Source organism: Mesorhizobium sp. M7A.F.Ca.US.002.01.1.1, from assembly GCF_004022955.1.
Taxonomy (GTDB): domain Bacteria; phylum Pseudomonadota; class Alphaproteobacteria; order Rhizobiales; family Rhizobiaceae; genus Mesorhizobium; species Mesorhizobium ciceri.
This window is the reverse complement of the sequence record NZ_RZQE01001057.1, coordinates 1-454: the sequence shown is the minus strand read 5'-3', so window position 1 is coordinate 454 and position 454 is coordinate 1. Positions and strand designations below refer to the sequence as shown.

The 454-nt window shown below is 54.4% G+C and carries 1 protein-coding gene; it reads left to right on the top strand.

Annotation, left to right across the window (positions count from 1 at the left end):
- Nucleotides 1-232 precede the first annotated feature (232 nt).
- A complete protein-coding gene (locus EN932_RS39675) occupies nucleotides 233-367 on the top strand; it encodes a hypothetical protein (protein WP_013531161.1) in 135 nt (44 codons plus the stop codon).
- Nucleotides 368-454 lie beyond the last annotated feature (87 nt).

Below are 454 nucleotides of genomic sequence, written 5' to 3'. Positions count from 1 at the left end.
GCATATGAGAAAGCCGCATAGCAGCTCCTGTTTTCACTTAATGCCTTGTAAATGATCGTAAATTTTGGGCACCTTGCCCAAATCTGTCGCAATCGATGTCGCATTTCATATCAAGCGGTTCGCTTTTGCGATTTAGTTTCTGCTTACACAAGCCTATATCAGCGCCAGCAAACGAGCTGCCCCACTCCATCAAGCGAAGGCGACCCGTCTGAGCAACCGAATGGAGATGATTATGAAGCTTTTTGCCCGCCTCTTTGCCCGCCGCGAAATGAACCTGACCACCGCTCTCGAGCGTCAGCGTCTTGCCAACACCATGCCCGGCCAGACTGGCGCCATGAATGCGGCGCGCCTCGGCTTCGTCGCCTGAAGATTTTCCAGGCAGCGCATCCCTGCCGCTGCTTTAAAACTGCAACGCCGCCTGGCTCCAGCCAGAGCGGCGTTTTTGTTCTGCGCA